Source organism: Roseateles toxinivorans (assembly GCF_004362525.1).
GTDB lineage: Bacteria > Pseudomonadota > Gammaproteobacteria > Burkholderiales > Burkholderiaceae_C > Paucibacter > Paucibacter toxinivorans.
The window spans coordinates 253,629-279,025 of the sequence record NZ_SNXS01000004.1; the positions used below are offsets into that span (position 1 = coordinate 253,629).

General features: G+C 67.5%; 18 protein-coding genes. 12 read left to right on the forward strand and 6 right to left on the reverse strand.

All coding sequences use genetic code 11. The features are described 5' to 3' along the window. Positions 1–49 precede the first annotated feature (49 nt). The 4 genes from DES47_RS16330 to DES47_RS16345 are packed head-to-tail and all read left to right on the forward strand — an operon-like array spanning position 50 to position 4,554. On the forward strand, positions 50–1,930 hold the full coding sequence (locus tag DES47_RS16330; protein WP_133701804.1) for a M3 family metallopeptidase: 1,881 nt from the start codon (positions 50–52) through the stop codon (positions 1,928–1,930). Continuing rightward, positions 1,927–2,424 (forward strand): M48 metallopeptidase family protein, encoded by a 498-nt coding sequence (locus DES47_RS16335; protein WP_243748336.1) that lies wholly within the window; start codon positions 1,927–1,929, stop codon positions 2,422–2,424. Before DES47_RS16330 ends, DES47_RS16335 begins: the two co-directional genes overlap by 4 nt. Beyond that, a complete protein-coding gene (locus tag DES47_RS16340) occupies positions 2,424–3,326 on the forward strand; it encodes a DUF808 domain-containing protein (protein ID WP_208115029.1) in 903 nt (300 codons plus the stop codon). Before DES47_RS16335 ends, DES47_RS16340 begins: the two co-directional genes overlap by 1 nt. A gap of 13 nt (positions 3,327–3,339) precedes the next feature. Next, positions 3,340–4,554 carry an SLC13 family permease gene (locus tag DES47_RS16345; RefSeq protein ID WP_133701806.1) on the forward strand — a complete coding sequence of 405 codons (1,215 nt, stop codon included), beginning with the start codon at positions 3,340–3,342 and terminating at the stop codon, positions 4,552–4,554. Between the two features lie 479 nt (positions 4,555–5,033). Here the strand turns inward: DES47_RS16345 and DES47_RS16350 are convergent, their stop codons facing one another. Further along, entirely contained in the window at positions 5,034–7,577 is a 2,544-nt protein-coding gene (locus DES47_RS16350; protein ID WP_133701807.1) for a putative bifunctional diguanylate cyclase/phosphodiesterase, read from the reverse strand. Between the two features lie 11 nt (positions 7,578–7,588). Next, positions 7,589–9,856, reverse strand: a complete 2,268-nt coding sequence (locus DES47_RS16355; RefSeq protein ID WP_166652032.1) for a S8 family serine peptidase — start codon at positions 9,854–9,856, stop codon at positions 7,589–7,591. A 321-nt stretch (positions 9,857–10,177) separates the two neighbouring features. Between DES47_RS16355 and DES47_RS16360 the strand changes: the two genes are divergently transcribed. From DES47_RS16360 to DES47_RS16370, 3 genes are all read left to right on the forward strand, one after another. After that, entirely contained in the window at positions 10,178–11,434 is a 1,257-nt protein-coding gene (locus DES47_RS16360; RefSeq protein ID WP_133701809.1) for an esterase-like activity of phytase family protein, read from the forward strand. Between the two features lie 76 nt (positions 11,435–11,510). Beyond that, complete coding sequence (locus tag DES47_RS16365; protein WP_133701810.1) at positions 11,511–13,469, forward strand: O-linked N-acetylglucosamine transferase, SPINDLY family protein; 1,959 nt, start codon at positions 11,511–11,513, stop codon at positions 13,467–13,469. Beyond that, on the forward strand, positions 13,466–14,425 hold the full coding sequence (locus DES47_RS16370) for a tRNA dihydrouridine synthase (protein ID WP_133701811.1): 960 nt from the start codon (positions 13,466–13,468) through the stop codon (positions 14,423–14,425). Before DES47_RS16365 ends, DES47_RS16370 begins: the two co-directional genes overlap by 4 nt. Here DES47_RS16370 and DES47_RS16375 read toward each other — a convergent pair. Then, complete coding sequence (locus DES47_RS16375) at positions 14,422–15,744, reverse strand: NAD(P)/FAD-dependent oxidoreductase (RefSeq protein WP_133701812.1); 1,323 nt, start codon at positions 15,742–15,744, stop codon at positions 14,422–14,424. The two genes, DES47_RS16370 and DES47_RS16375, sit on opposite strands and share 4 nt — an antisense overlap. Before the next feature lie 165 nt (positions 15,745–15,909). Here DES47_RS16375 and DES47_RS16380 point away from each other — a divergent pair, with 165 nt between their 5' ends. Both DES47_RS16380 and DES47_RS16385 read left to right on the forward strand, forming a co-directional pair. After that, the gene (locus tag DES47_RS16380) at positions 15,910–16,584 is read left to right on the forward strand and encodes a DUF4197 domain-containing protein (RefSeq protein ID WP_208115030.1); all 675 of its coding nucleotides are present in this window, start codon (positions 15,910–15,912) and stop codon (positions 16,582–16,584) included. A gap of 76 nt (positions 16,585–16,660) precedes the next feature. Beyond that, the gene (locus DES47_RS16385; RefSeq protein WP_166652033.1) at positions 16,661–17,245 is read left to right on the forward strand and encodes a GGDEF domain-containing protein; all 585 of its coding nucleotides are present in this window, start codon (positions 16,661–16,663) and stop codon (positions 17,243–17,245) included. Between the two features lie 306 nt (positions 17,246–17,551). On the opposite strand, the gene DES47_RS16390 is transcribed toward DES47_RS16385, so the two are convergent. Further along, on the reverse strand, positions 17,552–20,185 hold the full coding sequence (locus DES47_RS16390; protein WP_166652034.1) for an ATP-binding protein: 2,634 nt from the start codon (positions 20,183–20,185) through the stop codon (positions 17,552–17,554). A gap of 167 nt (positions 20,186–20,352) precedes the next feature. Here DES47_RS16390 and DES47_RS16395 point away from each other — a divergent pair, with 167 nt between their 5' ends. The 3 genes from DES47_RS16395 to DES47_RS16405 all read left to right on the forward strand — a co-directional run bounded on the left by DES47_RS16395 (position 20,353) and on the right by DES47_RS16405 (position 23,744). Then, a complete protein-coding gene (locus tag DES47_RS16395; protein ID WP_208115031.1) occupies positions 20,353–21,780 on the forward strand; it encodes a tetratricopeptide repeat protein in 1,428 nt (475 codons plus the stop codon). Between the two features lie 96 nt (positions 21,781–21,876). Continuing rightward, entirely contained in the window at positions 21,877–22,908 is a 1,032-nt protein-coding gene (locus DES47_RS16400) for a PEP-CTERM sorting domain-containing protein (RefSeq protein WP_133701816.1), read from the forward strand. Between the two features lie 215 nt (positions 22,909–23,123). Then, positions 23,124–23,744 carry a UPF0149 family protein gene (locus DES47_RS16405; protein WP_133701817.1) on the forward strand — a complete coding sequence of 207 codons (621 nt, stop codon included), beginning with the start codon at positions 23,124–23,126 and terminating at the stop codon, positions 23,742–23,744. 10 nt (positions 23,745–23,754) lie between these two features. Here DES47_RS16405 and DES47_RS16410 read toward each other — a convergent pair whose 3' ends face one another. Both DES47_RS16410 and DES47_RS16415 read right to left on the reverse strand, forming a co-directional pair. Continuing rightward, on the reverse strand, positions 23,755–24,351 hold the full coding sequence (locus tag DES47_RS16410) for a DUF938 domain-containing protein (protein WP_243748337.1): 597 nt from the start codon (positions 24,349–24,351) through the stop codon (positions 23,755–23,757). Between the two features lie 17 nt (positions 24,352–24,368). Continuing rightward, positions 24,369–25,301 (reverse strand): LysR substrate-binding domain-containing protein, encoded by a 933-nt coding sequence (locus tag DES47_RS16415; protein WP_133701819.1) that lies wholly within the window; start codon positions 25,299–25,301, stop codon positions 24,369–24,371. Positions 25,302–25,397: the final 96 nt, after the last annotated feature.

Genomic DNA, 25,397 nt, shown 5'->3' on the forward strand with positions numbered 1-25,397 from the left:
GCGCAAACCGCTATCCTCCCGGGCTTGTCATTGCATCAAGGCCCGATCGATGGAATCGTCACAAGCGTTTTTTGACCAGCTCAACAGCGACTATCTGCAGGTCCACAAGACCAAGGAAGACCTGTTCTGGGCCACCTATATGGCCACCAGCGAGGACCATGCCGGCTTCGCCCGCGCCGAGCAGGCTTACAAGCAGTTCATCGCCGACCCGGCTCGGCTGCGCGCCACGCGCGAGCATCTGGCCCTGGCCGAGGCGGCCCCCCCCGGCCCGGAGCGCGACGCCCTGATCCACGGCCTGAAGGGCTGGCTGGCGGTGTTCGATGCCAATATCCTGGAGAGTGCCGAGGCCGCCGCGCTGCTTGACGAGCTGATCGCCGCCGAGGCCGCGCTGTTTGCCAAGCGCCAGGCGCTGGTGCTTCGGCATGTGAATGAGCAGGGCCAGCGCGAAGACGCCACGCTGGGCGGCTTGGCCACCAATCTGGCCATGAACCCGGTCGAGGCGCACCGCCGCAGCTCTTTTGAAGCCTTTGCCGAGCTGGAGCGCTGGGTTCTGGCCAATGGCTATCTGGACCTGGTCAAGTTGCGCAACCGCTTTGCCCGCGCCCAGGGCTTTGCCGACTTTTTCGATTTCAAGCTGCGCAAGACCGAGCGCATGACGCCGGCGGCCCTGTTCTCGGTGTTGGACGACTTCATTGCCCGCACCGCGGGCGCCAATGAACGCGCGCTGGCCGAGGTCAAGGCCCGGCATGGCGAGGCGGCGCTGCAGCCCTGGAACCTGCGCTTCTTCACCAATGGGGATGTGGTGCGCCGCATGGACCCCTTCCTGCCCTTCGGCAAGGGCCTGCAGCGCTGGGTACAGAGCTTCCGGCGGCTGGGCATCCAGTACCGCGGTGCGACGATGCAGCTGGACCTGTTGGAGCGCAAGGGCAAGTACCAGAACGGTTTCTGCCACGGTCCCATCCCCGCCTATTTCGATGCCCAGGGTCGCTGGGTGCCGGGCCAGATCAACTTCACCGCCGAGGCCAAGCCCGACCAGGTGGGCAGCGGACTTCGCGCCATTGCCACCCTGTTCCATGAGGGCGGCCATGCGGCGCATTTCGCCAATGTGACGCAGAACTCGCCCTGTTTCTCGCAGGAGTTCGCGCCGACCTCGGCCGCCTATGCCGAGACGCAGTCGATGTTCTGCGACTCCCTGCTCAACGATGCCGACTGGCTCAAGCGCTATGCGGTCGATGCCCAGGGTCAGGCCATGCCCGATGACTTGATACATGAGCGCATCGCCAGCACCCAGCCGATGATGGCTTTCAATGAGCGTTCGATCGCACTGGTGTCCTACTTCGAGGCGGCCGTCTATGCGCTGGATGATGACGAGTTGACGGCCGAGAACCTGCTGGCCCTGGCACGCCGCTGCGAGCAGCAGGTGCTGGGCATGGACAGCCCGCGCCCGCTGCTGGCCATCCCGCATCTGCTGAACCAGGAGTCGGCCTGCTCCTACCACGGCTATCTGCTGGCCCATATGGCGGTCTACCAGACCCGGGCTTATTTTCTGCAGCGCTTCGGCTACCTGACCGACAACCCGCAGATCGGCCCCCTGCTGGCCGAGCACTACTGGGCGCCCGGCAACAGCATCGACCATGATGCGACCCTGCGCAGCCTGACCGGCGAGGGCTTCAGCGCCCGCCATCTGGCCGCCGAGTGCAATCTGTCGGTCGATGAGGCCTGGGCCCAGGCGCAAGCCACGATGCGGGAGGCCGCGCAGCGCGCCTACCCGGCCGAACATCCGCAACAGCTGGACGCCTTGATACGCGTCGTCCACGGCGCCGAGCTGCTGGCCGACAGCAGCGCCGGTGAAGAGGCGATGTGCGAGCGCTTCGAGACCTGGGTCGGTCAGCGTTATGCAACTTCTGCTGCGCCAGCGGCGGTGCAGTGAAGTATCTGCTCGGCTATCCCGAAACCCTGCTGGCCCAGGTGCGCGAGCTGATCGCTGAAGGCCGGCTGGGTGAGATGCTGGCCAAGCGCTATGCCGAGCCGCACGAGGTGCGCACCGACCGCGCGCTGTTCGACTACACCCAGGCGTTGAAGAGCCGCTTCATGCGCAGCGCCGAGCCGCTGGTCAAGGTGCAGTACGACCAGAAGCTGAAGGTGATGAAGCATGCTCTGGGCACCCACACCACGGTGTCGCGGGTGCAGGGCAGCAGGCTCAAGGCCAAGCGCGAGATCCGCGTCGATGCGCTGTTCCGCGAGGCGCCGGCGGCCTTCCTGAAGATGATCGTCGTGCACGAACTGGCGCATCTGAAGGAGCGCGAGCATGACAAGGCCTTCTACCAGCTGTGCCAGCACATGGAGCCCGACTACCACCAGCTGGAGTTCGATCTGCGTCTGTACCTGACCCACCGAGACATGCAACCCAAAGGAATTGACTGATGGCCACCAGCCTGCTTGCCCTGCTCGACGACATTGCCACCATGCTCGACGACGTGGCCGTGATGACCAAGGTCGCGGCCAAGAAGACCGCCGGCGTGCTCGGCGATGACCTGGCGCTGAACGCCCAGCAGGTCACCGGCGTCAGCGCCGAACGTGAGCTGCCGGTGGTCTGGGCGGTGGCCAAGGGATCCTTCGTCAACAAGGCCATCCTGGTGCCCGCGGCGCTGGCCATCTCCTACATCGCACCCTGGCTGGTGACGCCGCTGCTGATGGTGGGCGGCGCCTATCTGTGCTTCGAGGGCTTCGAGAAGCTGGCGCACAAATACCTGCATGCGCCCGCCGAGGACGATGCCCACCACCAGGAGCTGACCGCCGCGCTGGCCAACCCGGCCGTCGATCTGGTCGCCTTCGAACGCGACAAGATCAAGGGCGCGGTGCGCACCGACTTCATCCTTTCGGCCGAGATCATTGCCATCACGCTGGGCACGGTAGCCGCCGCGCCCTTTATCAGCCAGGTGACGGTGCTGACCGGCATGGCCGTGGTGATGACGGTGGGCGTTTATGGCCTGGTGGCCGGCATCGTCAAGCTCGATGACCTGGGCCTGTATCTGATGCGCAAGCCGGGCCCGCTGCAAAGCCTGGGCGCCGGCATTCTGAAAGCCGCGCCCTGGCTGATGAAGGGCCTGTCGGTGGTCGGAACGGCGGCGATGTTCCTGGTCGGCGGCGGCATCCTGACCCATGGCATCGCGCCCCTGCACCATGCGATCGAGGCCTGGACCACGGGACTTGGCAGCGTCGCCGCAGCGGTGCTGCCGACAGTGATTGATGGCCTGCTGGGCGTGGTCGCCGGCGCGCTGGTGCTGGGCCTGCTGACCGGGGTGCAAAGGCTGCGGGGCAAGTGAGGTGACGCTGGCGATGGATGCCTGGGTGCTGGCGATCTTCGCCATCGTCTATCTGGGCATGATTCTGGGGGGGCTGCCGCGCCTGCATCTGGACCGCACCGGCGTGGCCCTGCTGGGTGCCATCGCCGTCGTCGGGCTGGGCGTGATGACGCCCGAGGCGGCGGCGCAGTCCATCCATCTGCCGACGATACTGCTGCTGTTCTCCTTCATGGTTGTCTCGGCCCAGCTGCGCCTGGGCGGCTTCTATGGCTGGGTGACCACCGCGGTGTCAGGTCTGAACCTCGGGCCTGCGGCCCTGCTGGGCGTGGTGATCCTGGTCGTGGCCCTGCTGTCGGCGGTGTTCAGCAATGACATCGTCTGCCTGGCGATGGCGCCTATGCTGGCCGACGCCTGCGCCCGCAAACGTCTGAACCCGGTGCCCTTTCTGCTGGCCCTGGCTTGCGCGGCCAATATCGGCTCGGCGCTGACCCTGATCGGCAACCCGCAGAACATGCTGATCGGGGAGACCTTGAAGCTGCCCTTCGGCGCCTATCTGCTGGAGGCGCTGGTGCCTGTGACCTTGAGCCTGCTGGCGCTGTGGGCCTGGCTGGCGCGCGGGCTGTCGCGGCCGTACACGCCGGTCGCGATGATGGCTGCAGGCGATGACTTCATCGCGCTGGACCGCTGGCAAAGCGCCAAGGGCGTGGCCGTGGCTGCCGCATTGCTGGCCGTGTTCCTGTTTACCGACTGGCCGCGCGATGTGGCGGCCCTGGTCGGGGCAGGGCTGCTGCTGCTGAGTCAGCGCTTTCACTCCAGCAAGGTGATGCGCGAAATCGACTGGGAACTGCTGGTGTTGTTCATGGGCCTGTTCGTCGTCAACCATGCGCTGGAGCTGACGGGCTTGAGCGCCCGTGGCGTGGCGGCGCTGGCGCAGTCCGGCGTTGATCTGAGCCAGCCGGCACCGCTGTTCGCCTCGACCCTGCTGCTGTCGAACCTGGTCTCCAACGTGCCGGCCGTGATGCTCTTGCTGCCGCTGGCCAGGGAGCCCTGGGCCGGGCCGCTGCTGGCCCTCGTCAGCACCCTGGCCGGCAATCTGCTGCTGGTCGGCTCGATCGCCAACCTGATCGTGGTCGACGCCGCGCGGCGCCAGGGCATCGCCATCGACTGGCGCCTGCATGCCCGGGTGGGTGTGCCGGTGGCGCTGCTGAGTCTGGTGGTGACGGCGGGGTGGTTTGCGGTGCGGGGTTAAGAGCGCGACCGGTCACCCGTTTTGAGGGAACTGCCTTGCGAGGAGCCTGGGGGCGCATTGCGAGCACAAATGATGGCACGCCACTGCTGCCACGCCACCCTGGTTCCGCGCAGGCGCAGCCCCGCCAGCCGACGGGCGCCGGTGCGGGGCTGAAGCGCTCAGCGGCTAGGGGCAGCGCGCCCTGGCGCGCGATTCCAAATCTAGCTGGGCGCGATTGTCCGAGGTGAGTGAGCGTAGCGACCGGTCTGCAACGACCGGCCCCTATCCCGATCGTCCGGCCCAAGCCGCGAGCACCGAGCTCGGACAGAAGACAGCCCCTGCGGGCTGTCTTCTGCCTGGCTAGGGCCATGACGCATGCTTGCGTCATGGCCGCAAGGCAGTCGCCCTGCAAGGGCGACCCCTGCACTGAAGCCCGGCGGCTGGCGGGGCTGTGCCTGCGCCGCCACCCAGCCGCATCGAAGTTTGGGAAAGGAACGCCCTTATTGAGGAGCCAATCTCGGCTCCCGCAGCAGATCGCGCACCTGGGTCGGGTTCAGCGGGCGCGACAGCAGATAGCCCTGGCCGATGGGCGTGCCCATGTCCTTCAGTCGCTGCAGTTGTTCATGCGTCTCGATGCCCTCGGCCACGACCTGCTTGTTCAGCGAGCGGCCCAGCGACAGGATCGTGCGCACAATCTCGACGTTCTGCTGGCTCTTGGCCATGCCGATCACGAACGAACGGTCGATCTTCAGGCAGTCGAAGGGCAGGGTGCTCAGATAGGCGAGCGACGAGTAGCCGGTGCCGAAGTCGTCAATGCCCAGCTTCACGCCCAATGCGCCGAGCTCGGCCAGAGAGCGCATCGCCAGTTCGCGTTGCTCCATCAGCGCGCTCTCGGTGATTTCCAGGGTCAGAAGCTGGGCCGGCAGCCCGTGGCGGCGCAGCACTTCGGCCACATGCGGCACGAGCTGCGGGTGTGAAAGGTCCTTGCCCGACACGTTGACATGCATCACCAGTGCCGCTGATTCCGGCGCCTCGCATCGCCAGACGGCTAGCTGACGTGCGGCCTCATCGATGGCCCAGGCGGTGAGGGCCTGGATGCAGCCCGTTTCCTCGGCCAGCGCAATGAACACGGCTGGGCTGATCGGCCCACGCGTCGGATGCACCCAGCGGGCCAGCGCCTCGAAGCCGTTGAGTCGGTAGGGGTCGAGATCGAACAGTGGCTGGTAGGCCAGCGACAACTGACCCTCGCCGATGGCATGGCGCAGATCCGCCTCGAGCTGCAATTTGTGGCCGAGCTGCTCGTGCAGGCTGGTGTCGAACATCGCGATCCTGCCCTTGCCGTCGGCCTTGGCCTTGTACATCGCCAGATCGGCGTCGCGCAGCACCTCGTCAGGCAGCCGGTAGCCCAGGTCGCTGAAGGTGATGCCGATGCTGACCTGCGGCCGGATTTCGGTGCCGTAGATGCTGACCGGCAGCTCCAGTGCGGCGAGCACCCGATGGCCGAGCGCCAGCACATCCTGCTGGTTCGAGGTCTCCTCCAGCAGGATCGCAAATTCGTCTCCGCTCAGGCGCGCCACCAGATCGCGCGGGCGCACGCAGACGCTCAGCCGTCTGGCCACCTCCTTGAGCAACTCGTCGCCGGCCGCATGACCGAGGTTGTCGTTGACGATCTTGAAGCGGTCCAGGTCCAGGTACATCAGCGCAAAGCTGCAGCGCTGATCGGTGCGGCTGCGCTCGACGGTGGCCTGCAGGCGCTCCAGGAAGCAGTTGCGATTGGGCAGGTCGGTCAGGCTGTCGTGGTAGGCGATGTGGTGCAGCTCGCCCTCGGCATGGCGCCGCGAGGTGATGTCGTGCAGCTGGAAGATCAGGCAGGCATCGGCTGTGGCATCGTCGTCGAAGCGCGCGCAGTGCAGCGATACCCAGGTCTGGCGCTGGTGCGCACCGATGCAGCGCAGCTCGGTGGAGAACATGTCTTCGTGCCGACTCGAGACACCGGCCACATGACGGTCCAGCAGGCTGGCGTCCCCAGCATGCAGCAGGCTGCGAAAACTGCGCTGCTGGATCTCGCCGGCGCTGTATCCCAGCAGCTGGCACAGCGCCTGATTGACCTGCAGCATCTTGCCGTCGGCTGCGACGATGGCCATGCCGATCGACGCGTGGGTGAAGGCGGCGTGGAAGCGCTTCTGGTTGTGGGCGGCTTCGAGCTCGGCAGCGGTGACGCGCGCTTCCTGGGCTTCGTGCTCGACGATCTGCTGCCTGAAATGCGTGCGCAGCAGGGCCAGCGACAGACCCATCACCAGCATGCCCACGGCCACGGCTGCGCGCCCGAAGCTCTGGGCGTTCAGCGACAGCAGGCCGGCCAGCATCGCCGACACCAGGGTCAGCGCACCGACCCAGCCCACGCTGGAGAGCCACTCATCCCAGCTCAAGCTCAGCTGTCGCTTGAGGTAGATGACCTTTGTGAGGGCCCAGGTGCTGATGGCAAAGTGCGCCAGCGCTCCGACCGCCAGGGCAGCCAGATGCGCGGCCGGTTGCGCAAACCCGAGCCCCTGCAGGGGCGGCGCAAGCAGGGTGAACAATGTGCCGCCCACCGTCATGCCGATGGTGGCCGCGGCAAGGCTGCCGACGCGGCTGGTCAGCCGCTTGGACGAGCGCGACGAGGCGAGGTAGGCCTCCACACCTGCGGTCAGCGCCGCGGCCGGTGCGCCATGCAAGGCCAGAAGCAGGAACAAGACGGCGTCGCTGGTTGATACCGACAGCTTGCTGCGTGGAATCTGGATCGGAAATGCCGCGGCGAGCATGGCCAATGCCGCCCAGCCCAGGACTTCCCAGAGCTCACCCGGCGGCAGTCGCGTCAGGCCGACGAGGTTGTAGCCAAAGGCCACCGCGCCCGTCAGTGCCAGCACCAGCCAGAACCGGCTGGCAGCCAGGTTGTAGTCGTGCAGATGGCTCCGGTAGAAACCGGTGCCCTTGAACCAGGCCCAGAGGGCACCACCCTGCGCAGACCCGGTCGTGGGGTCGGTGTTGTCCGCAGGGCGGCCCATGGCTGTTTCGGTCAGCGTTCGCCGCCGACGCTGGGGTCGGCAATGCCGGCGGGGTCGCGCACCGACTCGCTCAGCACCAGGCCCTCGCTGAGGACCAGGCCTTCGCTCAGCACGAGGCCTTCGCTGAGCACCAGACCTTCACTGAGGACCAGACCTTCGCTCAGCACCAGGCCCTCGCTGAGCACCAAGCCTTCGCTGAGCACCAGTCCGCTGCCGGCAAGGGCCCGGCCCGACAGCAGGCCGGTTGACGACCATGGGCTCAGCGCTGAAAGCGACGACGGTCCGGTCATCCAGAGCACACCCGAGGTCACCAGTGATAGGCGACCGCTGAGGCGTGCCTCGGTGATCGACCGGGGCACTGTGTTGAACGTCAGGGGCCAATAGGTGACGGTGCTGCGCAGCACCAGATTGCGGGTCCAGTTCAGTCGAGGGTCGTAGATGGGCTGGAACTTGGTGAACAGTGCGTCGCCCGATAGCAGGTGGTTGCCTCCGGCCGTCACCATGCGCGCCCAATGGAAGGTCTGGCCGTTGATGGTCGACTGCGGGGTGGGCAGGTAGCGGCCCGAGGCCAGCAAGGAGTCTCCGGCACGCAGGTTTCCGGCGGCCAGCGCTGGGGCGATGTCGGTACGCAGCGCCGCGGCCAGGCGCACGGCACCTTCAACGTTCAAGGCGCCCGTGCCCTGCTGCAGCAGGTTGGGGCCGTTCAGCGGCTGGGCCGTGTACTGCAGGATGGCCTTGACCAGTGGCGGCGTGAGGCCCGGGTTGACCTGCAGCATCAGGGCGACGGCGCCGGAGACTGCCGGCGCGGCGACCGAGGTGCCGCTCATCTCCATCAGGGTCTGGTTCGGCGCCTGCGCGGCACCGGGTATGGCGGCCAGCTGCGGGTAGGTGGTCGCCAGCAGGTTCCAGCTGTTGCGATTGCCCGAGGTGTCGGCCGCCAGCGCGCCGATGAGGCGGTTGCCGGGGGCGACCAGGTCGGGTTTGAGGAGGTTGTCGGTCCAGCGTTCACCGCCCGCCAGTACGGTGCGGCCACGGGTCGGGCCTCGCGAGCTGAAGCCGGCGAGCGTGTCATCGCTGCGAAACGAGGTGCCACGCGGATTGGCTGCGCCGACGGTGATGACAGACGGATCATGGCCGGGTGAGCCGACCGCGCCGTAGACCTCGCGTCCGTCGGCGGTCTTGCCGGCGTTGCCGGCGGCGACCACAACGATCACACCGGCGGCGCTTGCTGCGCGGGCGGCGCGGGCAAGAGGATCGGTGACAAAGGATTCCGTCGAGCTGGCGGCCAGGCTCAGATTCATGACGCGGATGTTGAGCAACCGGGCGTGCTGGATGACCCAGTCGATGCCGGCGATCACGTCGGCCAGATTGCCCACGCCCTTGTCATCGAGTACGCGCACGTCGTAGAGGCTGGCATTGGTCGCCAGGCCGGATGAGTCGGGCGACTGGTAGCTGCCGCTGCCGGCAGCGATTGATGCCACATGGGTGCCATGACCATAGGCGTCGGAGATGCCTGAGCCGGGCTTCTGAACCCGGGAGAAGCCGGTCAATGCCTTGCTGCCGTCAAGAGCGATGGTGGCTTCGACCGAATTGTCCGTGCCCTTGGTCCACCCCAGCTGCTTCCAGCTCTTGCCGAATTCGACGAAGTCGACGGCCTGACGCACCCGGCTGCTGACCTTGACGCCATTCACGCTGGTGCCCAGGCTCTGGTGGTTCCAGGCAATGCCGGAGTCGACCACGGCAATGCCGACGCCGCTGCCGTTGAGCATCCCCCGGAATGCAACATCGGCGTCGACGGCGCCGGTCGATGTTTGCAGCAGGCTCGCGGTGCGCGCAACTGCGCGATTGGGCGATACGCTGATCACATCGGCGCGGCTGGCCAGCTCCGTCAGCTTGGCTGCCGGCAACATCACCGCCAAGGCGCGAATCGAGGTGTAGTTGTAGTACACAGAGCCGCCGGCCGACAGCACGTATTTGCGCAGCGAACTCAGGCTGGCATCGTCGCTGCTGGCCACCACCATGGCGCGCACCAGCAACTCGCCCTCCACCGTTGCGGCCCAGGGGACGAAGGCGGTGCCGTTTGCGGTCGTGGACGCCGTCGTGTTGCCGGAAGCCGCGTTTGCGAGGCCTATCAGGTCGGGGGCGATCTTGACCTTGACGAGCTGGTCCGGGCTTGCTTGCGCCCTGGCCGGTGCCGTCAGCAACAGCGAGGCGGCGCTGGCGACAAGCATGAGCGCCTTGCGGATGGCGCGCAGCGAAGGGAAGGACCTGGGAGTCATTGAGTATCCTGTTCGGTCTGGAGGCCCATAGGGCCTGAAAGGCATGGCTGGGTTCTGATGTCGACCGATTACATCGTGGTATCGGCTGCCGTGCCGAACCGTTGAGACACCAGGCGCTGGATGGTGGGTCGGGGCGTGACATGCGTCACGCAATCGCGCCGCCCGGAGGCTCCGCCGATGCCGGCCGGCGGGACCGCGCCCGCAGGCGCGGCATCGATGCATAGGCCGTTTGGCGCTTCCATCGGCCTGCAGATGACCCGCTGACGTCATCTGAGGCAGCCAGACTGCGCCTGCTCTGTTCCCAACGCGCAAGAGGATTCCATGCACCAAGACACCCATACCCGGCTGAGCGGCCGCCTTGGTCTGGCCATCGTGGCCGGACTGATGATCGCCGCCTATGGCGAAGCCCAGGCCGCCAGCCTCAACTACCTCGGCCAGCAGACCCTGGCCACCGGCACCCAATTTGCGGGCACCCAGGTCGGCGGCCTGTCCGGCATCGACTACAACGCCCGCACCGGCGGCTACTTCGCGATCAGCGACGACCGCAGCCAGTTCAACCCGGCCCGCTTCTATGGCCTGAACCTGGACCTGGCCCAATTCCAGCGCTCCAACACCCCAGGCTCGGCCGGTGTGGCCTTCAACCAGGTCACCACCCTGCTGACGGCCGGCGGCAGCGCTTTCGGCGCACTGACGGTGGACCCGGAGTCCATCCGGCTCCTGCCAGGCGCCAGCGGCCCGACCCTGCTGTGGACCAACGAGGGCCAGCGCTCGGCGGGCGGCTTCCAGAGCCCGACCCTGCGCCAGGCGGCGCTGGACGGCGGCCATCTGCGCGACTTCAGCGTGCCGGCGGCCTATATGCCCACCGGCAGCAGCTCGGGCGCCGCTGCCGGCGACAGTGGCATCCGCAACAACCTGGCTTTCGAGAGCCTGACCGTGTCCAAGGACGGCAAGACTGCCTGGATTGCCACCGAAAACGCGCTGGCCCAGGACGGCCCTGCCGCTGCGTTTGGCGTGGCCTCGCCGTCGCGGGTGGCCCAGTTCAATGTCGCCAGTGGCCTGCGCGAACGCGAGTACGTCTATCTGACCGATGCGGTCACCGATGCGCCGAACCCGGCCGGTAGCTTCGCCACCAACGGCCTGGTCGAGCTGCTGGCGATTGACGACAGCCATTTCCTGGCCGTCGAGCGTTCGTTCTCGACCGGCGTGGGCAACAACATCCGCATCTATCTGAGCTCGACCGCCGGGGCCAGCGATGTCTCGGGCCTGGCTTCGCTGGCCGGCCAGAGCTATCAGGCGATGAGCAAGAGCCTGCTGCTGGATCTGGGCACGGTGAAGAACGATGATGGCTCGGCCCTGCTGCTCGACAACGTCGAGGGCATCACCTTCGGCCCGGTGGTCAATGGCAAGCAGACCCTGGTGCTGGTGGCCGACAACAACTTCGCCTCCAGCCAGCAGACCCAGTTCATCGCCTTCTCGGTCGATGGCGCGCTGGCCCCGGTGCCGGAGCCCACAAGTTGGGCGCTGATGCTCAGTGGCCTGCTGGCCCTGGGCGCGGCCGCGCGCAAGCAGCGCAAGTAGAGCGGCGCCCCTCCCGGATTGCGGCGAGCGGGGTGGCCAGGCGGGCAATAATGCGCGCCTGCCACCCAGCCGCCGCATGAGTCTCCCGCCTTCCGTTCCCGCCGTACCGCAAGCCGAACTGCAGGCCCTGTTCGCGCTATTCAGCGCCCGCCGCCATGCCGAGATGGAGGCCCACGCCCGGGCCTTGCTGCTGCGTCATCCGCGGGCCGGCGAGGTTTGGAAGGGCCTGAGCGTGGCCCTGCTGGCTCAGGGCAGGCCGGCGTTCGAAGCCTTGCAGCAGGCCGCCGCGTTGCTGCCCGGCGATGCCGATCTGGCCTGCAACCTCGGCCTGGCCCTGACCGGGCTGGGTCGGCTGGACGAGGCGGCCGCCAGCCTGCAGCGGGCGCTGGCCTTGCAACCCGGTTTTGCCGTGGCCCATCTGAACCTGGGCAATGTGCTGACGGTGCAGGCCCGCTGGGCAGAGGCGGCGGCCAGCTACCGCCATGCGCTGCAATTCAATCCGAATCTTGTGCAGGCCCACTTCAAGCTGGGCATCGCCCTGGCCGAGCAGGGGCAGCACGTGGCCGCGGCCGCCAGCTACCGCGAGGCGCTGCGGCTCAAGGCCGACCATGCCGAGGCCCACGGCAGCCTGGCCAATGCCTTGCAGGCGCAGGGCCGGGCCGAGGAGGCGCTGGTGCATTACCGGCAAGCCGTGCTGCTGCAGCCAGGCTATGCGCTGTTCCACAGCAATCTGGCATTTGCGCTCAAGGAGCTGGGTCGCTTCGACGAGGCCGCGGCCAGCTATCGCCGCGCGCTGGACTTGGAGCCGCTGAACTTCGAGACGCGCAGCAATCTGATCTTCATGCTGAACTACCTGCCCGAGGCGGACGGGGCGCTGGACGAGGCGCGGCAGTTCGGTGAACAGGCGTTGCGGGTGGCTCGACCGTTCGCGAGCTGGAATTGCCCGCCCGAGCCAGGCCGGCGCCTGCGCGTGGGCCTGGTGTCGGCCGATCTGCGCAACCACCCGGTCGGCTATTTCGCTCAATCGGTGCTGGCCGAACTGGGCCGCGACGTGGACCTGGTCGTCTATGCCAATCAGGCGAATGACGATGCGGTGTCAATGGTCATCCGCAGCCACTGCCAGCGCTGGCATGGGGTGCGGGCGCTGAGCGATGAGGCGCTGGCTCAGCTGATCCATGCCGATGCGATCGACGTGCTGATCGACCTGGCCGGCCACACCGCCCACAACCGGCTGCCCGTCTTCGCCTGGAAGCCGGCCCCGGTGCAACTGAGCTGGCTGGGCTATTGCGCCAGCACCGGGCTCTCGACGATCGACGGCTTTGTCGGCGACCCCTGGATCACGCCGCCGGGCGGCGAAGCGCAGTTCATCGAGCCGGTGCTGCGCCTGCCCGAGACCTTTCTGTGCTTCACGCCACCGGCCCTGGACATCGCGGTCGGCCCCTTGCCGGCGCTGGCCCAGGGCTGCATCACCTTTGGCTGCTTCAACAAGCCGCTGAAGATGAACGAGGCCGTGGTCGCGCTGTGGGCTCGGGTGCTGCAGGCCGTGCCCGGCAGCCGCCTGCTGCTGAAGGGCGGTTCACAAGAAGCCGTGCGCGAGGGTTTTGCGCGCCATGGCATCGGTCCCGAGCGCCTGCTGCTCGAAGGTGCCTCACCGCGCGCCGCGTATCTGGCCGCCTACAACAGCGTCGATATCGCGCTGGACCCGTTCCCGTATCCGGGCGGCACGACCAGTGTCGAGGGCCTGTGGATGGGCGTGCCGGTCTTGAGCCTGCGCGGTGCCACGGCCCTGTCTCGCCAGGGCGAGAGCCTGCTGCAAAACCTCGGCCTGTCCGACTGGGTGGCGGCCGACGAAGACGACTATCTGGCCCGTGCCGTCGCCCATGCCAGCGATCTGCCGGCCCTGGCCGCGCTGCGTGCCGGCCTGCGCGAACGCCTGCTGCGGTCGCCGCTGTGCGATGCTCCGCGCTTTGCCGGCCATCTCGACGCGCTGCTGCGCCAGGCTTGGCGCGGCTGGTGTGAGGGGCAGGGGCGATGACGATACTGCTGGCGCCCATGGAAGGCCTGCTCGACTTCACGCTGCGCGATGTGCTGACCCGCGTGGGCGGCATCGACCGCTGCGTGTCGGAGTTCATCCGCGTCACCGGCACCTTGCTGCCGAATCGCACCTTCATCCGCATCGTGCCCGAGCTGCTCAATGGCGGGCGCACGCCGTCGGGCGTGCCGGTGCGCGCGCAGTTGATGGGGTCAGATATTGCCTGCCTGGCCGAGAACGCAGCCAAGCTGGCCGAGCTGGGGCCCGCGGGCATCGATCTGAACTTCGGCTGCCCGGCCAAGGTGGTGAACCGCCACGGCGGCGGGGCGGCGCTGCTGGACGATCCGGAGCTCATTCACAAAATCGTGTCGGCAGTTCGCGCCGCGGTGCCGCAGCCGATGCCGGTGTCGGCCAAGATGCGGCTGGGTTTTCTGTGCACCAGCCGCACCTTGGACTGCGCGCAGGCCATCGAGTCAGCCGGCGCCGACGAGCTGGTGGTCCATGCCCGCACCAAGGCCGATGGCTACAAGCCTCCGGCCTACTGGGACCGTATTGCCGAGATTCGCGCCAGCTTGAAGATTCCTGTCATCGCCAACGGCGAGATATGGACCGCCGAGGACGCCGCTCGCTGCCGCGAGCAGTCGGGCTGCCACCCGCTGATGCTGGGCCGTGGCATGGTCGTCAACCCGGGGCTCGCGCTGAGCATCCTGCAGCCCGGCGCCGGTGTGCTGGCCTGGGACGAGCTGTTGCCGCTGATCCGGCATTTCTGGGGCCTGATCGATATCCACATCGAGCCCCGGCACCGCGCCGGCCGGCTCAAGCAATGGCTCAATTATCTGCGCCGGCTCTACCCCGAGGCCGAGGCCGTCTATGCCGATGTGCGCACGGTCAATGACCCGGCCCTGGTGCGGGCCCGCGTGCACCAAAGTTTTGATGCACGGGAGCTCATCGCAGCCTAAGCATGGTCCTGCGCCTGCGGCACCACCCGCGCATTGCGCTCGAAGGTCCAGTAGGCCCAGGCCCAGTCGATCAGCACGATCAGCCGGTTGCGAAAACCGATCAGGAAGTAGATGTGCGCGAACAGCCAGAACAGCCAGGCGAAGTAGCCCGAAAAGCGCAGGGCACCCAGGCCCGGCACGCCCAGATCGACGACCGCCGCCTTGCGGCCCACGGTGGCCAGGTTGCCGTAGTCGGCATAGCGGAAGGGCTGGGTGGTCTGCCCCCTTAGCCGCCGCAGCACATTCGCCGCCGCGCTGCGCCCCATCTGCTTGGCCGCCGGGCTGACGCCGGGCACCGGCCTGGGCTCTGCACCGGGCGTGTAACTCTTGGCCGCGGCCAGATCGCCGATGACGCTGATCTCCGGGTGGCCCTCGAGGCTCAGGTCCGGCTGCACCAGCACGCGGCCGGCGCGGTCCAGTGTCGCACCGACGCTGTCGGCCAGCGCCCGGCCCAGCGGCGAGCCGGCCACGCCCGCGGCCCAGACGACGGTGTGGCTGGGCAGCGCCTCGGTGCCGGCGGTCGATTCGAAGCGCACGCTGTCGCCGTCGATATGGGTGACGCGGCAGCCGGTGCGAAGCTCCACGCCGAGCTTTTGCAATTGCTCGGCCGCGCGCTGAGACAGCGCCGGCACAAAGCTGCCCAGCACCCGGTCCGAGCCCTCGACCAGCACCACCCGCGCCTCGCGCGAATCGATGCGGCGGAACTCGCTGACCAGCGTGTGGCGGGCCATCTCGCTCAAGGTGCCGGCCATCTCGACGCCGGTAGGCCCGGCGCCGATGACGACGAAGGTCAGCCAGGCCTGGCGCCGGGCGGGGTCCTCGCAGCGCTCGGCCTGCTCGAAGGCATTGACGACGCGTTGACGGATGTTGAATGCATCGGTCAAGGTCTTCAGGCCCGGCGCATGGGCGGCCCATTCGTCATGGCCGAAATAGCTGTGGGTGGCGCCGGCGGCGACGATCAGATGGTCGTAGGCGAGCTGCTCGCCGTCATGCAGGGTGACCCTCCGGCCCGGCGCATCGATGGCTTTGACCTCGGCCTGCAGGATGGTCAGATTGCCGCGCCGCATCTGCGGCCGCAGGATGTGGCGTATCGGGCCCGAGATCGCCGGTGCGCTCAGGCCCGCGGTGGCCACCTGGTAGAGCAGGGGCTGGAACAGGTGGTGGTTGGTGCGGTCCACCAGCGTGATCTCCACCTCATCCCGCGCCCTGGACAGCGCCCGCACCGCTTCGATACCGCCAAATCCACAACCAATCACCAGCACCCGGGTCTTGCCACTCATTGCAGTCCTCCTGTTGTTTCAACCGATTCAAGCAGACTCTGCGCAGGGATGCTGGCGCCCGGGTGGCAAACATCCGATTACGGGCCTGATATGAGCGCCCGACATGGCGCGATGCCAAGTCGGCAACAGCTGGCATCATGGTCGTCAAGCCAACGGGAGATGCTCATGATCAGCCGCCGCCAGTTCAGCCACTTCAGCTCGCTGGGCCTTGTTCACCTGCCGCTGTGGGCGGCCGATCTGTCCGAGCGCGATGCCGCCTCGGGCATACGCGCGGCGTTGGAGCGCGGCGCCATCGCCGCGGTGGCCCTGCTGGGCCGGCAGGATGGATTTCTGGGTAACGACAAGGTGCGCATAGGCCTGCCCGGAGCGCTGAACGATGCGGCCAAGCTCTTGCGCGCCACCGGCCAGCAGAAGAAGGTCGATGAGCTGATCACCGCGATGAACCGCGCTGCCGAGGCCGCCATTCCCGAGGCCAAGGCACTGCTGGTGCAAACGGTGAAGAACATCTCCGTCAAGGACGCGCTACAGATCGTGCGCGGTGGCGACACAGCGGTGACCGACTTCTTTGCCCGCAACACCCGCGAGCCGCTGAGCGCCAAGTTCCTGCCCATCGTCACCAAGGCCACCCAAAAAGTCTCGGCCGCCGAGAAATACAACGCCGTCGCCGCCAAGGCCGCCAAGTTTGGCCTGGTCAAAGATGAAGACGCCAACGTCCAGCAATACGTTACCCGCCGTGCGCTGGACGGCCTGTACCTGATGATTGCCGAAGAGGAACACAAGATCCGCCAGGACCCGGTGGGCACCGGCAGCGCGATCCTGAAGAAGGTGTTCGGCCGCTGACCGCACCCCGGGTTATGGAGCATGAGCGGTGTCCTGGCCCTTGGCTAGCATGGGGCATCGCCACCTGGGAGTACCCATGACCGTTGCACATGCCATTGCCCATGCCGACCTGCGGGCCGTGCCCGGCGTTCTGGACCGTCAGGCCATGCAGCCGACCTTCGAGTCGATTGCGCAAGCCGCGCGGGCGTCCGGCCGGTCACTGGCCGTGCTGACCCTGGATATCGACCACTTCAAGGACTATCAGGACGAACACGGCCCGGCGCAGGCAGAACAGGTGCTGACCCAGCTGGCCATGCTGCTGCAGCAGCTGCAACCGAGCAGCGCCAGCCTGGCCTACCTCGGGGCGGACGAATTCATGCTGATACTGCCCGACACCGGGCTGGCAGCCGCAGCCGAACTGGCCGAGCGCCTGCGCGATCGCATTGCCACTGCCCTGGCCCAGCTGGGCGGCTTGCGCCCGCTGACGGCCACCATAGGCGTGGCCGCCAGCCCGCCCAACCAGGACTGGCAGGCCACCACCCTGCTGACCCTGGCCGACGCCCGCATGACGTTTGCCAAGCGGCGCCTGCTGCCGCATCACAACCTGGTGTGGGCCGGCACGCTGCCGTCCGACTGGTATCTGCGCCTGGACGTGCCCGCCGGCATCTGGCCGAGTCTCTGAGCCCGGACGGACAAGGCGGAAGCCTTGGCCCGCCGAGGCCAGAGGCCTCGGCCTTCGGCAGGCACGAGCAGTCCTCAGGACTGCCCGTGTCCAGCCTCAGCCTGGCGAAGGACTTGCGGCGATACAAGCCGCAAGGCTGAGCCCGGACGGACAAGGCGGAAGCCTTGGCCCGCCGAGGCCAGAGGCCTCGGCCTTCGGCAGGCACGGGTATTCAGGACTGCCCGTGCCCAGCCCCGTCCTGGGCAGGGCCAAGATCGGCTGCCTGCCTCTGACAACTGCGCACTCATTGACCCCCTCATCGTGCCGTCAACCCACACCACCCCTCGCAAAGCCTGCGTCCCCATCCCACAAGGCGCCTTCGGCCAGCAGCGCTGACATCTCGGCCGCTGGCAAGACAGACCGCATGCCGGCCAAGACAGCCTCGCGGATGCGGCGCTCGGGCGAGTGCAGATCCAGCCCCTCGTCGGCCCTGGCGCGGTCGGCGCAGCCGACCAATTGCAGCGCAAGGCGGCCCTGACCGCGTTTGAACGCCAGCAAGGCCAGCGGCATGAGCATGCCGCTGGCCGAACCCAGGCTGCGCACCAGCTGGGCGCGCCCCTGCAAGATCGCGGCTTCAGCCTCAGCCAGGCTACCGCGTTCGAGCAGGGCTGGCACCATGTGCTGGAAGGCATTGAAGGCTTCTTCCGGACGCCCCAGTTCCGTCGCCACGGCAATGGCACGCCGGCAGGATGCGATGGCATCGTCCACCAGACCCAGCGCAAACTCTGTGTCGGCCAGATTCCCCAGCGCGGCGATCTCGCCCACACCGCCGGCCTCCCGTGCCAGCGCCGCGCTGCGCAGGCCGGCCTCGCGACAGGCCTCCATGCGTCCACCCTGGTCGTGGCACCACTCCAGCGCGGCCTGCCGGCGGCGGCGCAGGACGGGCGACCAATCCGGCGCCTCAAGCAGTTCAGCTTCGCGCAGCAGGGCGAGCGACTCGTCATCGCCGACCACAGCTCGGGGCGCTCCCCCCAGCGCGCACAGCGCCCGGTACAGGCCCACCCGGTCGCCGACCTCGCGGAACCCCAGCAGCGCCAGGGGCGCATCGACCGCCCACTCGGCGGCTGGCCGCAACCGTGTCCGCGCCAGCAGTTGATGGGCCAGACGAAGCCTTGCGCCGAGAGTGACCGGCACCGCGTCATCCAGGCAGTCGCGCGCCAGCCGGCAGAACTTGAGACCCTCGCCAAATGAATCCACTTCGCTCCACAGCCAATCCCCGTGCGCTGCCAGTGTGATCGCCAGCAGGCGGGCGGCCCCCGGGTCGACGGTCGCGGCATCGGACGGATGGGCCAGCAGGCCGGCCAGCCATTGCATGGCCGCGCGCAAGTTGTCCAACTCGGGCTGCAGTCGGCCCATCAAGACATCGAAACGCTTTTCGTTGACCACCAAGTTGTCGTAAGACTTCAGGAGATCGCCCAGCGCTCTCGCATGGCGAAGCCGCATGGCGTCGAGTTCGTCAGCCAAATCGAGTTGCGCCAGCGCGAAGGCGCGTGCTGGCTCAAGCAGCCTATAGCGCTGGTCGCGCAGGTGGCGCGGATCGTCGCCCGCATCCGCCATCAGCAGCGACTTGTCGACCAGCGCGCCGAGGTGGTCCAGCACGGCCCCGGGCGTGAAGTCCGCATCGACCAGGACCCGATGCGCAAGGTCCAGCGAGAAGCCGCCCGAGAACACTGCCAACCGGCGCCAGATGATCTGCTCTTCCCGGGTCAGCAGCGCATGACTCCATGACAAGGCAGCGTGTATCGTCTGCTGGCGCATCGGACCGCGACCAGGGCGCTTCCCCAGCACGCCCAGGCGCTCGTCCAGTCGCTGCTGAAGACCCTGCACACCCAGCAAGGGCATGCGGGCCGCCGCCAGCTCGATGGCCAGTGGCAAGCCATCGAGTCGCCGACAGATGTTGACAACAGCCGGCAACACGTCGGGCGTCGGGGAGAAACGCCTGTCGACGGCCTGGGCGCGAGCGATGAACAGCTGCACCGCCCCGCTCCGTGTGGCCGCCCGGCCGTCGGAGTCGGCGATGGCGTCGGCGGGATCAGGCAGGGCGAGCGGCGCCAGGCGAAAAACCTGCTCGTCCACCACGTGCAGGGGCTCCTGCGAGGTGGCCAGCACGCGCACGCGCGGGGCGCGTTGGCGCAGGGCATCGACCAATTCGGCCACGTGTTCGAGCATGTGCTCGCAGTTGTCCAGCACCAGCATCAGGTCCTGCCCGCGCAGCGCGGCTGCAATCGTCCCTGCACGGGTCGCCCCAGGAGCCGGCACCATGGGCAGAACGATGCCCAGCGCATTTGCGACGGTCATTGCCACCTGTCCACCGTCGGTCAGCACCGACAGATCCGTCAGCCAGACGCCGCCGGCGAAACCGAGCTTGCAGGCGTGCGCCGCCACCAGAGCCAGCCGGGTCTTGCCGATACCGCCCGGTCCGACCACCGTCACCACGGCATGCTCGCGCAGGCATTCGCCCAGGTCGGCTATTTCGGATTCCCGGCCGATCAGCGGCGCCATCGCGGGCAGTTGCGCCTCGCGAACACGGGCCGCTGCAGCCGAGGTTGCAGTGAGGTCTGGGGCAGCTTCACGGCCCACATCGCCGGCCGTCGAGAGCTCACCCTCAGGCGCCAGCGTGAACATATAGCCACGCCCTGGCACCGTGACGATGGCCTCCGGCCCGAACACCTTGCGCAATGCCGAGATGTGCTGCTGCAAGTTGTTTTCCTCGACGACCAGCCCCGGCCACACCAGATCAAACAGTTCTGCCTTGGAGACCACAGAGCGCCGGCGCTGAACCAGCACCAGCAGCAGGCTGGTCGCCCGCGGGCCGATGCGGACCGGAGCCCCATCGTGCAGCAGCACGCTGCGGACCGGATCGAGCCGAAAGCGGCCGAATCGAAGTGCGTGGTCGTCCATCACGCATGCAAGTGTGACAGACAGCGGGCGGCAGGCAGACTGCAGGCCGGCTCTCGCCACAGCCGCGGCACCGCACGCCATTCATAGCGATTCAGGGCGACGGCAAAGACCTGAAGAGCTGCTGGACAGATCATCAAGCCCTCGAAACCGCGCCATCGGAGGCTCGAATGAACCTTGAAGACTCAGCAGGTCACGTGGTCAGCGGCTGCGTGCCGGCCGCGCTGGAACATCTTGAACTGGCACAGCATCAGTTGCGCTGCTTCATCGGCGACCCGGTGGCCAGTGTCGGCGCGGCGCTCGCCGCAAGCCCCGAGATGGCCATGGGACACCTGCTGCACGCCTACCTGCACCTGCTGGGCACCGAGCCGGACGGCATCGCCGTTGCGCGGGATTCGCATCGCCGCGCGCTGTCCTTGCCGATGACCGATCGCGAACGCGGCCACCTGGCTGCGGTGGGCCACCTGGTGCGCGGACGCTGGGCTGACGCCGGTCGCACACTCGAGGACCTGAGCATCGCCTACCCGCTGGACGCACTGGCCCTGCAGGCGGGCCACCAGATCGACTTCTTCCGTGGCGACTCGCGCATGCTGCACGACCGCATCGCCCGTGCGCTGCCGCACTGGGGCGTCGAGACGGCTGGCTTCCACGCGGTGCTGGGCATGATGGCCTTCGGGCTGGAGGAGACCGGGCGGTACGGCCGTGCCGAAGCGCTGGGACGCCGCTGCGTCGAGATCCAGCCGCTCGACGGCTGGGGCCAGCATGCGGTGGCCCACGTGCTGGAAATGCAAGGGCGTCGGCAGGAAGGCATTGCATGGATGCGCGGCAACCTGCCAGCCTGGAGCGAGGGCAGCTTCCTCGCCACCCACAACTGGTGGCACCTGGCGCTGTACCACCTTGACCTGGACCAGATCGATGAGGTGCTGACCCTGGTCGACGGCCCCATCTGCGGCCCGGCGTCCGGCGTTGTGCTGGACATGGTGGACGCCTCGTCACTGCTGTGGCGCCTGCACCTGCGCGGCATCGACGTCGGCGAGCGCTGGCAGGCGCTGGCAGACCGCTGGGCGCCGCTGACGACCGCAGCGAATTACGCCTTCAACGACATGCACGCCATGATGGCCTTCGTCGCGGCCGGGCGTACGGCCGGCGCCCAGGCCCTGCTCGAAGCCCAGAACGCGGCCGCCGAACGCGATGACGACAACGCGGGCTTCACCCTCGAGGTCGGCCAGGCTGCGACCCGTGCGATAGCGGCCTTCGCCGATGGCAGGTACGAGCAGGTGGTCCAGTTGCTGCGGCCGGTCCTCCACGTGGCGCATCGCTTCGGCGGCAGCCACGCACAGCGGGACGTGATCGACCGGACCCTTATCGAGGCAGCTCGACGTGCCGGCCTGACCTCGCTGTTCGAGGCGCTTATGCACGAACGTGCCAGTGCGAGAGGTCTTGTGATGGCGCCGCAGAAGGCACCCGTCGAGCTCGGCCATCAACCAGGAGTCGGCCGTACGCACGAAGTTCATACGGGCGGCTTCGTCGAGTGTGCCAACCGCCTGAACCACCCTCTGCAGAGCAGCACGGTGGGCGGCTTGGGGGCTGGGGGCTGACTGCCCCTGGCTACCCGGTCAGGCCTCGACCTTCGCGTGGCGCGGGTCATCGCCAAATCCCTTGTCGCCTCGCCCTTTTCAAGATGGAGATTACTCATGCGAACCCTCGCTCTCATGTTCCTCGGCGTCGTCGTCGGTTGGGCCGCCGGCGGTGAATGCCATGCCTTGAATGTCACTCTGCTGCCGAGGATTCCTGGCTTACCGGCGAGCCTGGGTTTGGGAGGAGGCCAGACCGGTGCGACCCTTGGCACGGCCGTGCAAGGGGTGATCACAATCACCGACCCTGCACCGAACCCCGGCATCCAAACTGCATTTGATGCCTACTCCTCACCCCTTGGCTATGTCAACGCAGCCCCTTTGGGAGAAAGTTCGGATGGCCGCGCCGTTGCGGTCGGTGCGACAGCGGGGTTCATCAACAGCAAAGCAATTGCCAGGCCCGGCCAGCTCCGCGCCTTCGCGGTCGCGGGCGGCGGCGGAGGCTCTGTCACTGGGGTAGCAACCGCGACCGCGTTGTTTGTTGACACCGTCACCCTCGTCACCGGCAACGAGTTTGCGATCGATTGGGCTGTGCATGGCAGCGTCAGTGGGGGCTATTCCATTTTGACTCCCGATGTCCGTCCCCTCACGCGCCCCGGAGCCGGAGCCCAGATGCGCGCGCAGGTCTGGTGTGTTCCTGTTGGGGTGAATCTGGCGCAGGCAGCGCAGTCGAATTTTCTTGGCTCCTACTATCAAGACACCTCATGGGTGTTCGACATCGAAACAGGTGAGGCCGTGGCGACCACCCGCGAAATCAAACCGCCTGGATTTGGTGATGCTGAAGCTATCAAGGAACCACCCGGGACAAAATTCTGGGTCGTGGGTCTGCTCGAAGTCACCGCCGCCAGGGGCGCAGGTTCCGGCGGAACCGTCTACCCTTCGTCATTTGTTACCGGGACGGCCGACTTCATGAACACGGTGGAGATGACGATCGAGTCCCGAAGCGTCCCCGGGCAATCCGGCGTCACCTCCTTTTCTGGCCACGACTATTCGCCCAGTGCGGTGCCCGAGACTTCGACTTTGGCAATGCTCATCGTTGGCGGTGCGGCCATGCTCTTCCGTCGCCGAATGGCGTACTGTTCGGGTGTCTAGCTGCCGTTTGCCGAGAGGCTCCGGAAGGCGGTACGCGGTGGGGCCCAACGACGGTCTGCAAAACCTCGGTCGCGGCTTTGACCACTTCCAGGCTAGCGCACCTTGGCAAAAGGGGGCGGTGCCGCTTATTGGAAGTTCGAGAAGGCTGCCGCCGGGTCATCCCGCCGCTGAGTTAGGCTCGCATACTTGCTTTCCTTTCCGAACCGGCCCCGCCCATGGACTACCCCCAATACAACCCGCAAACCGACAATGCCCCGCTGAGCGACGACGAGCTCAATGCGCTGGACGATTTGCTGCAAGAGCTGCCCGCCGACGAGGCGATGAATATCGAGGCGATGGATGGCTATCTGACCGCCTTGCTGGTCGGCCCCGGCGACCTGAGCCAGCGGCCCAGCGCCGACTGGCTGCCGGCCGTCTGGGGCGGTGACGGCGAGGGCAACGCGCCATTCCCCAGCAACAAGCAGCGCAAGCGCGCCACCCTGCTGGTGCTGCGCCATCTGCAAAGCGTGGCCATCGAGTTGCGCGACAAGGGCGAGGCCTGGCAGCCGATCTTCAGTGTGGCCGAGGTCGATGACCGCGATCTGGTCGACGCCGAGGTCTGGTGCATAGGCTTTTTGCAGGCCGTGGCGCTGGACCCCGAGGGCTGGGGTGCCCTGTTCGATGACGCTGAGATCGGCGCCGCCCTGGTGCCGATCGCGCTGCTGGGTGGCGATGAGGAAGACCTGAGCCCGGAAGACGCCCAGCGCCTGGGCGATCTGGACGTGCGCGATCAGCTCAGCCGTGCAGTGCTCGATGCGGTGGTGCTGTTGCACCGGCGCAAGTTCCCGGCCGCCTGATCCACCTGATTCAGCCCCGGGCGAACACCAGCAGCAGATTGTTGGCCGGCATGCTGATCTGCTCGATCAGCTGCAGGTCGGCGCGCAGTGCCTCGGCTTTGACATCGTCCAGGCCGCGCAGCCCCCAGGCCGGGTTGCGCGCGCGCAGGTCGGCATCGAAGGCCTCGTTACTCGGCGCAGTGGCAACACCTGGCACCCGATAGGGCCCGTAGGTGATCAAACGCCCCAGTGGTGACAGATGACGCGCCGCGCCCTGCATCAGCGCCGCGCAGGTGGGCCAGGGCGAGATGTGCAGCATATTGGCGCAGAAGATGGCGTCCAGCGTCTGCGCCTCTGCGGGCAGCGGCCACACCGGCGCCAGCACATCAAGCTGGATCGCAGGCAGCACATTGGCGAGCCCAGCGGTCCAGGCGGCGATCGAGGCCAGGTTGGCGGCGTCGTAGTCGCTGGGCTGCCAGGTCCAGCGGGCCAAGCCGGCGGCGAAATGTGCCGCATGCTGGCCGGTGCCGCTGGCGATCTCCAGCGCCACGCCCTGGGCGGGCAGCAGCCGCTGCAAGACCTCCAGAATGGGCTGCTTGTTGCGCTCGGCGGCGGGGGCGTTCAGCATTCTTGGAGATTGTGGCGTCATGGTGTTCCCAGGTGGGTTGAGGTCTGCAACTGCTGTTCCGAGCGTTCCAGCTCGGCCACCAGCCAGGTGCGCAGCGCCTGCAGCGGCGGCCAGTCGCGCAGCTCGGGCGGATGCACGAGCCAGTAGGAGTCATGGGCATCGTCGGGCAGGGCCAGTGGCGAGAGTCGCACCAGCCGGCCCTCGCGCAGGGCGTCGGCTGCCAGCAGTTCCCGGCTGAGGGTGATGCCAAGATCCTGTTCGGCGGCCTGCAGCATCATGCCGGCATCGTTGAAGGCCGCCACCGGGTTGATGCGGCAGCGCACGCCGGCTAGCGCAAACCATGCCTCCCAGCGCGACACATTGCCCAGCAGCGGTTCGTCGGCCAGTCGGGCGGGCAGGCTGGTGGGGTCACCGCCCTGCAGCCGGTGGGCGGCGCGCGGAGAGCCCAGCACCACCGAGGGCGAGTCGATCAGGCATTGCCCCTCCAGGCCTCGCCACGGCCCCTGGCCCTGACGCAGCGCGGCATGAAAGCCCTCGCGCTTCAGATCTATCACTTGTTGCGAGGCGTGCAACTCCATCGCGATATCGGGATGGAGCTCGTGCCATTGGCCCATGCGCGGCAGCAGCCAGCGCTGGGCGAACGAGGGCAGGACGGTGACGCGCAGCCGGTGCGCCGTGCCGCTGGCGGCCGCCGCGGCGGCGCGCATGCCCTCGTCCAGCTGGGTCAGCGCCGGCTCGACGGCGCGCAGCAGGGCCGCGCCGGCGGCATTCAGCACGATGCGCCGGCCGCGCCGGTCGAACAGCTCGAAGCCCAGCTGCTCCTCCAGCAACTTGATCTGCTGGCTCACTGCGCTGTGCGTCAGGTGCAGTTCTTCGGCCGCGGCACGCAGATTGTCGAGCCGGGCCACGGCGCGGAAGGCGGGCAGGGTGTGCAGCGGTAAACGGCTCATCTGGTAAGCATATCTGACCAATCAGTGCAGAACAAGTCGATTCCATTGAGGCCACTGGGTGACTAAGCTTACCAGCACGAACTACCCAAGGAGCCG